Genomic DNA, 8,278 nt, shown 5'->3' with positions numbered 1-8,278 from the left:
CTAAAATTCTAACTTCAACCTCGCAATTTTCACATTAAATTTCCATTTTTTTAAACTCAAGGCATAGCTATTCCGCTCAACCTTCATTCAGGTAAGCTATTTCTTTCTATATAATTCTATCTAAGTCTATTAACGCCTATACGATTCTATGCTGCCATCAGAATTTCATCGTATGCAGCTTGTTCTTCAAGTCGCTTAAAGTATTGTGATGAAATTTCGTTAGGTGCAAAAGCTTTCATACCGAGAAGCTCACCTTCACGATGATTTCCCTGCCAATAACCAACCCATTCTTTAAATGGCAGAACCCATAAACAACGTTTGAGGACATCTTCAAAAAGTTTACCGTTAGATTCTCGGCGATTATCTGAAAAGAATGCAGCTTGATTGGCATAGTGTAAGGCATATTTATTATCGGTTTTATGGTGTGTGCCACGCATTAAGTCGCGCATTCTGGCATTAAAGGATTCCGCAAGGTTATTATTTACGCCTTTCGCACTATAAGCCTCTTGATGATTCACCGACCAACGGGTGTAATGAAAATCAAGACTTTTATAAGCAGGGTTTTCATCACACATAATATCACTGCCTGCTTTGACAAAGCGTTGATTTAATGCAAAAACGGTATCAGCATTTTCGGTGTAATCCATTGCGACAATGGTACGATTTGCTCCAGATATATTACTATCATTTGCAGCACGTTGTGTAATAGCGAATAGACAACGTTTAGTCGTTCTAAATTTAGGATATTTGCGACCTTTCTCATCGGCTTTTTGACGTTGTTTATGATTGTTTTTACGAAAATTAGTTGGACGCAAGGTAAAGTTGATCCACATTCCATCTTCGTGAATTTCGCCTGACAATGGCTTTAAATCGCGTGTTTTAAATGAGGCTTCGCGAACTTTCCCACAAAGTACAAATGCCGTTTTGTAGTTCAAATTAAGATGGCGACTAACATCAATCGCACTAATGCCTTTTGAGCTATTTACCATCATTAAAATGACAGCAAGAATATCGACCAAATCAACTTTATGAAAGGCAAAGGCTGTATTTGTCGTAATATAAAAATGGCGTTTGCAATGTTTGCAGCACCAACGTTTACGAGAAGCAAGGAAATAGGCTTCGTGGCGAATACCGCAATGCGGACAGCATACATCACGAACATTATCAGGGTTTCCCCAACGGTGAGTTTTTAAAAGGTGAAAAGCATTTTCTTCTGTAAGGCGTAAAATATCTTTTAAATTGATGTTTTTTGATTTGCTTGAAAGTAAATAATGTTGAGCCATTGCGAATTTCCTTGTGTAGTACAAGGCATTCGAAATTTGCTAAACGTCAGATACAAAAAATCGCCCACTTGAAAATCTCAAGTCGGCTCAAAGCGTTTATGCCTCGAATACCGTACTGTCACAAGAAAATTTGTGAACTAAGTGCCTAGATAAACTCATTGCAGCATTCGCCCATAATGTGCAAGATGCTCAATTTTTGCGGTTTATCTATCTTCCCCATTTTAAGGGAAGCTAAAGGCAAAATAATTATTTCGTTGGCAAATTGTAGTCATTCTCGGAGGGAGTTTTTCCCTAAAGAATGAGATTTGAATGTAATCCTAAATTACGGATTCGTCAAGTAAAACAATTCCTTTGAGGGGATATCTTATTTTACTACCTACCTTTTAGTATTTTTAATTAACTATTTAGTTAATATGTTTTTAAATTAGCTTATAATGCAATGAAACCTCAATTTTTTCATGGCAAGATAAGATACGATTATGACAATAAGACATATTACTTACCACATCTTACATAAAGAGCAAAACGGTGAAGCTAAGTTAGAGCTTAACCCTAGTCCTCTTACCCCAAATGAAGCTCATCACAATTTCTTAGAAACATTAACAAAAGCATATAGAGTACGAGCAGGTAAAGGGTTTGGTTCATTTGATAGTGATGAAGACAATTTCCCAATGCCTAGATTCTTAAATGATTATTTGGGAAATGATAACTTTCAACGCTTAACAGTAAGAATGATGAATACTCTTCTAGTAAAGATTCAAAGCCAACCTTTTGCAACAGGTGGAAAAGTATTTATCGCGCATTATGAAAATCAAGACAGCAATTACCTATTAATTGCCATTTTAGCTGACCGTGTTGGTTTCTCTGCTCAAAACTGGGAAATGTTAGAAAATGAAATGCTGGATATTGAGCATCTCAAATACGCTGGACGTATTGATTTAACTGCTTGGCAAGCAAATGAAACTCGTTATATTAGTTTCCTTAAAGGACAAGGTGATGTATCTGTTTACTTTAAAGAATTTTTATCTTGTAACGATGCTCTTGTTGCACGAGAAGAAACTAAAAAATTGGTAGTCTTGCTTGAAGAATTTACTCGTGAACAAGGTTATGAGTTAGAGCAAAAAACAGCATTCTTTAATGATATAAAATCTTATTTAACAGATATTAGTAATAATGGCGGATCATTTAATACTGAGGAGTTTACTAATCGAGTCTGTCCAAGCAATCCGCAGATTTTACAAGAAAAATTAAGTGATTTAGAACATGGTGTACAAGATGGATTTACGCCAGATAAAGTTTCACTTAAACGATTAGTTACTTTTGTAGGAAAAACAAGAAATTGGCGGTTATCATTTGATCGAAATGCGATGTCAGAAGGTGATATTACTCGAGAAAATGGTAAAATCATTATACATAACCCAACACCTGAATTATTAGAAGCATTTAACGAATGAGCGTAACTTTTTCTGATTTAATACAAATTTATCGTAGTTCTGAACCTGTAAATGGTTCAGATATGCGTGCTTTTTATATTCAAACAGAAGAAGAGTTAAATTTGCTTAATCAATTATTATCTGATGAAAATTACGATAATACTGCATTAACATCTGACAAAACACCTCAGCTTGATATGGTGATTAACCTCACTTTCGGAACGCCTAAACTTCAATTTGGACGTTTTTTTGACAAAATAGAAAACTTAATAAAAGGTGACATAGCTCAATTTAATAATACTTTACTTTCTCAATCTCCTTATTTTATAAAATCTGAAAACATTGCTTCATTTGATCAAAATATCTCTATTTTAGAATCCTATCAAGTTGTTAAAGAATTTTTGCAACAACTGATTTTAATGGATTCATATACAGATGTTGTAAATAAAAAACTTATATTTTTTAGTAAAAAGACGTTTGAATTATCCATTGACGTAACAAATAAATTAAGTGAGTTTATTCAGATTATTAAAAATCTTGACATCAGCAAGCATAAACTGATTACCGACTTTCAAGAATGGATGAATGATGAGTCCACCAGTAGCCATATAGATGAAAAGAAATCAATTTTAGCCTTTGTCTTATCAGATTCTTTATCACAAGAGGCTAATTTGTTAGATGTAATTCAGAATATTCAACATATAAGTGAATCAGTACAAGCACAATATGCTTTATACTTAGAAAACTTTAGTTATGAGAAATTTGTTAAAAAATTAGAGGAAAATACAGAAAAATTTGTATCAAAAATCAATGACACAATTAGTAAAGTTCTTCCTCAATTTTTAGGATTACCATTTCTTACTGCCGTACCATCAGCTTTAAAATCAGGTGATAATTGGCTTATCTATCTTGCCCTCATTATATATTGTTTAATATGCGGATATGGATTATCTAATCAGAAATTGATTTTAGACAATCTTAGACAAGATGTAGATAGATTTGAAGAAAAAGGGAAGGTTCCTGAAAAGTTAAAAGAACAATGGAAAGAAGATAAAGATAGAATAAGTAAGTTACTTCTAAAACAAAGACACCTATATCGAATACTCTTTATTTCTTTATTATTCTTTTTATCTTACGGTATTTATAAATTTATATCTATTATATATAGTTCATTTGTTTGTAACTAATGGCGAGTGCATTATGAAAATTAGAACCTATGGCTGGATTCAAAATCCATCGTCTTTTCAATCATTAAAAAAGGTAGTTCAAATCTTTGATACTGCATCACAGCATTATCAAAACTTAAAGGATAATTTAATTAACTCAATCTATAATGAAGTAATTCGTAATAACTTGAAAGATAAGTTAATTAATAATGAAAATGAATTTACTTACCTTGAATTGGTAGGAACTTCTAAAAACAAACAAGGTAAACCGCCTTCATCAAGAAAAGATGCAGTAGCTGATGCACTTATTCAAATTAGTATCGAGCCACAGCAAATAAAATCGACAGGGAAAACTTGGATAGATAACTGGAGCGCCGATGGTTTTCTAAGATGGGCTGTTAGTTTTAATTTTATCAAAGTAGATAGAGAAAAAGATACTTTTAGTATCACTGAAAAAGGTCTAGCTTTTTCACAAGCCAATGATGAAGAACAAGAATTAGATATACTAAGAACAGCTTTACTTGCGTATCCACCTGCAACTCAGATTCTATCGTTGTTAGAAGAGAATGGTGATTATTGTACAAAGTATTATCTCGGTTCTAAATTAGGTTTCCGTGGTGAAAAGGGATTTACTTCATATAATGAAGATATTATGTATGATTGGCTTGCATCTTCATCAGCTGTTGAGAAAAAGAAAATTAAATCGGATATTGAAGGAACAAGTGATAAGTATGCCCGTGGAATCTGTAACTGGTTAAAAAATGTCGGTTTTGTCCAAACAAAACAAGTGAAAAGAAAATTTCAAAATGGACAAGAAGAAAGTCTTCAAGGATATAAAATTACTGGCAGAGGAATCATAGCTTTACACCGTTCAATAGGGCATTCTAGCAATCAGCGTATTGAAAAATTCATTATGTGGGAATTTTTTGCCACCGATGGACATAACAGGGATTACATAAGGTCTCGACGTGCTAATATTGTAAAATTATTAATATCAACTATTTCATTTAAAAATTTAGTCTCTGAAATGAGAAATAATGGCTTTCAAGATCCAGAGGATATATTTTTATCTGATATTGATGGTTTAAGATTATTTGGTTTACGTATAGAGCTTAAAAACAATAAGTTTAGATTACTAGATAAAATTTGTGATTTTTCTATTCCAAAATTAAATTTAACAGAAGAGCTACGCGATAAAGTAATAGAAGAGCAAAAAGCGATTTTTTTACAAAAAACTAAATTGCCACTTTCATATATAGAACTTCTTGAAATTGCTAGGGATGGTAAACGCAGTAGGGATTTTGAGCTTATTACAATGGAATTATTTAAAAATATATATAAAATCAATGCCAGTATATTGGGTGGTGCTCGCAAACCTGATGGCGTTTTGTATATGCCAGAATTTGGGGTCATTGTTGATACAAAATCTTATGCAGATGGATATTCGAAAAGCATTGCTCAAGCCGATGAAATGATACGTTATATCGAAGATAACAAACGTCGAGATCCAAGTAGAAACTCAACGAAATGGTGGGAACATTTTCCTACATCAATTCCTGCAAATAACTTTTACTTTTTATGGGTATCGAGTGTATTTGTGAATAAATTTCACGAACAACTTAGCTATACAGCACAGGAAACCCAAACAGTAGGTGCAGCACTTAGCGTTGAACAGCTACTGTTAGGGGCAGATTCTGTTCTTAAAGGTAATTTAACAACTGAGAAATTCATAGATTCGTTTAAGAATCAAGAAATTGTTTTCGCACCTTCAATATTGCATAGTTAGTAGTTTGTAATGAGCACTTCTACGCTTTCCTGCTTAGAAGTGTTATATGAAGCATTACCATAATGAAAATCTAAGTAATGAACTTTAAAGCCATGTTTCGAAATGAAGTCTTTCAGCATATCATGGCTTTTACCTTTATGCTCTAAAACATTACTTAAAGCAAAACGAATACCTTTTTCGTTTAATCTAAGTATTACTTGGTACATTTCTAATTCCTGCTCTTCACTCCAGTCTTGAAATCCTCTATTTCCATCGTTATAACTACCTGTTGTGATAAGATAAGGAGGATCGAGATATACAAAATCCTGTGTATTCAGTTCACTTATATCAAATTCATGAATAAAATTATCGGTAAATGTTGCATTAAGCCCTTTCAAGCGTTGAGTGAAGTAACATAAGTTTTCTTTCATCCTTTCGTTGAAGCTACTTCTATTCCTACCAAATGGATTATTAAATTGCATTTTGCTATTAAATCGGAATTGATAATTATAACTAAATGAAGATAAAACATATAAATCAAGAGGATTAGGGTTGTTATTATAATCTGATCTAAATTTAAGAAATCCTTCTTCATTAGTTTTACTTAATTGATATTGACTAATTCTATACTCAATTGAGGATAGAATAGTTTCTATTGGCATTTTTTGGAATAATCTGAACATATCATTAATAAGATAATTCATATCATTAAAAATATATTTCTCAGCTTCAACATTAATGCCAACATTAGCTCCACCACTCAATAGATCAACAAAAGTTTTTATGTTTTTAGGAAATAATGGTAGAATTTGTTTTAATAATCTATACTTCCCTCCAATATAATTTAATGGACTTTTTACCAACTTTTTTTGAGGAAAATAATCTTGAGTTAGTTTAAATTCTTCGTAATTAGGTATAGTTTGTTTTTCTTTAAAAGGTTTTTTTTGAATATAAAATAGTAATTCACATAATTCAGTATCTAACGGTTTATTTTTTGATTTATACTTTCTATATGGTATTCTTTCTAATTCAACATGCTTATTTATAGAATATTTCTTTAATAATTCCAATAGTTCTTTTTCTGGAATAATGCCTTCAGTGTTATAACTTAATAAGATATGTGTAGCATCAATATTTGAGATTAAATCTTCCATTGCACTTTTAGCACTTTTTGCTGTTGAAAAATCACTTTTAAGCTGGCTCCAATCGAAAATTTTAGTTTTACCTTTTAAAGTAGGCTTAGTATGTCTAGCTACATTTTCCAATAAATGATAATTTGAAGCGTATTGGCGGTTATTATAAGGCGTATCAATATAGGCTATATCGACGCTAATTTTTTTTATTAGTTCGTTAGCATTCTCATTAAATGAACGATTAGGACGATTATTATCTATAACAGATGGGAATATTAAATCTAACTTGTTTAAAGAACGTTTATCCCAATGTTTCAGATAAGCGCCGTAAGTTCCAGTGATATTACTAACAGATGGCAAAGCTTCAATAAGTGAGTTTAAAAGATATAAGTATTCTTGTTGATTTACATAAGCATCTTTTTTCCAAGAATCTAATGTTGAATGGATAAAATCTATTCTTTTAGCATTTTCCACAGTAAGATACATAGCATCCCCAGTGGGAGAATAGCTAGATTCATAGTATCCGATAGGTAAGTGATTTATAGGGGTATCTGCTAAATATGATAGCGGGTCATTAATGCCAATTTGTTTTAATCCTTCAAAAGTAGGACGAGAATTGCCCTCAATTAAAACCTTTGCATTGATATGACTAAAATAAAGCAAATCATTACTATAAATAGTATAGTAAGGTTTAAAAAATAGCCCAACAGTATTTGTACCTGCGAACAAATCTAAGAAAGTTTCTTCTGTTCCATTAGTATGTTTATCCAACATATTTTTAATATGCTGTAATAATAGTTTTTTAGAACCGATATAGCGCATTTTAACATCCCTCAACATCCTACCTCCTAGTTTAACAGTGTTAAAGTTGCTTAGCAAGCAAGCCACTCTTGTTATGCTGCTAATAAATAAACAATAAGTAGGTAACTCTAGCAATTAGGTGATTTCTGTCGAGAAATGCGTTTCAATTTTTCAAGTTAGATCGCAAAAATAACATTTTTTCTCATCAAAAGTACGGTTTTATGATTATCTTTGCATTTCAGATAACACTTTAAACGATACATCAAACGCAGTTTGCATATCATTCGACATCATTCGGTAGTGATTGATAAGGGCTTGTTCTTTTGCTTCTAATTCATCATTAGGCAAGCTGCGGTACATTTTTCCTTCACCAGTCAGCAACCAAGTGATACTAATCCCTAGTGCTTCATAAATTTTAATTAACCCATCAACATTAGGATCACGCCCTTCATTTAAGTAATTCATCGCTGAACGATATGAGATCCCTGTTACGTTGGAAAACTCAGTAACAGTCATATTTTTAGCATCTAAGACCTGTTTTAAACGTTCTGATATGCACACTATTTCACATTCCTATTGAAAAAAGTAAATGATTGTGATATTTTATGCACAATCAATATGAATAATGTTTCATATTTTAGTTTAATCAAGGTGTGATCTCAATACTATGACCCAACATTTTCTTCTTTCTAGCAAA

General features: G+C 32.0%; 6 protein-coding genes. 3 read left to right on the top strand and 3 right to left on the bottom strand.

Features of this window, described 5'->3' with window-relative positions:
* Window positions 1-146: 146 nt before the first annotated feature.
* Complete coding sequence (locus tag HMPREF1052_RS05190) at window positions 147-1,283, bottom strand: IS1595 family transposase (protein WP_005760415.1); 1,137 nt, start codon at window positions 1,281-1,283, stop codon at window positions 147-149.
* Between the two features lie 479 nt (window positions 1,284-1,762).
* Here HMPREF1052_RS05190 and HMPREF1052_RS05185 point away from each other — a divergent pair, with 479 nt between their 5' ends.
* Genes HMPREF1052_RS05185 through HMPREF1052_RS05175 form a run of 3 tightly spaced genes read left to right on the top strand, consistent with a single transcriptional unit; the run spans window position 1,763 to window position 5,668 of the window.
* Window positions 1,763-2,737, top strand: a complete 975-nt coding sequence (locus tag HMPREF1052_RS05185) for a nucleoid-associated protein (RefSeq protein ID WP_005760405.1) — start codon at window positions 1,763-1,765, stop codon at window positions 2,735-2,737.
* Window positions 2,734-3,903, top strand: coding sequence for a hypothetical protein (locus tag HMPREF1052_RS05180; protein ID WP_005760408.1), 1,170 nt, complete (start codon window positions 2,734-2,736; stop codon window positions 3,901-3,903). The genes HMPREF1052_RS05185 and HMPREF1052_RS05180 overlap by 4 nt, the downstream gene beginning before the upstream one ends.
* A 13-nt stretch (window positions 3,904-3,916) precedes the next feature.
* The gene (locus HMPREF1052_RS05175; protein WP_005760417.1) at window positions 3,917-5,668 is read left to right on the top strand and encodes a restriction endonuclease FokI C-terminal domain-containing protein; all 1,752 of its coding nucleotides are present in this window, start codon (window positions 3,917-3,919) and stop codon (window positions 5,666-5,668) included.
* Here HMPREF1052_RS05175 and HMPREF1052_RS05170 read toward each other — a convergent pair.
* Together HMPREF1052_RS05170 and HMPREF1052_RS05165 are read right to left on the bottom strand one after the other, a co-directional pair.
* Window positions 5,665-7,620: a Dam family site-specific DNA-(adenine-N6)-methyltransferase gene (locus HMPREF1052_RS05170; protein WP_040596327.1), complete on the bottom strand. Its 1,956-nt coding sequence runs from the start codon at window positions 7,618-7,620 to the stop codon at window positions 5,665-5,667. The genes HMPREF1052_RS05175 and HMPREF1052_RS05170 overlap by 4 nt on opposite strands.
* Before the next feature lie 186 nt (window positions 7,621-7,806).
* Window positions 7,807-8,142 (bottom strand): helix-turn-helix domain-containing protein, encoded by a 336-nt coding sequence (locus HMPREF1052_RS05165; RefSeq protein WP_005629088.1) that lies wholly within the window; start codon window positions 8,140-8,142, stop codon window positions 7,807-7,809.
* Window positions 8,143-8,278 lie beyond the last annotated feature (136 nt).

Source organism: Pasteurella bettyae CCUG 2042 (assembly GCF_000262245.1).
Classification (GTDB): domain Bacteria; phylum Pseudomonadota; class Gammaproteobacteria; order Enterobacterales; family Pasteurellaceae; genus Basfia; species Basfia bettyae.
This window is presented reverse-complemented; position numbering and strand designations above follow the sequence as displayed.

Coding starts and splice junctions, on each gene's coding strand:
- HMPREF1052_RS05190 (WP_005760415.1), bottom strand. CDS start 1,283: ATGGCTCAACATTATTTACTTTCAAGCAAATCAAAAAACATCAATTTA.
- HMPREF1052_RS05185 (WP_005760405.1), top strand. CDS start 1,763: ATGACAATAAGACATATTACTTACCACATCTTACATAAAGAGCAAAAC.
- HMPREF1052_RS05180 (WP_005760408.1), top strand. CDS start 2,734: ATGAGCGTAACTTTTTCTGATTTAATACAAATTTATCGTAGTTCTGAA.
- HMPREF1052_RS05175 (WP_005760417.1), top strand. CDS start 3,917: ATGAAAATTAGAACCTATGGCTGGATTCAAAATCCATCGTCTTTTCAA.
- HMPREF1052_RS05170 (WP_040596327.1), bottom strand. CDS start 7,620: ATGTTGAGGGATGTTAAAATGCGCTATATCGGTTCTAAAAAACTATTA.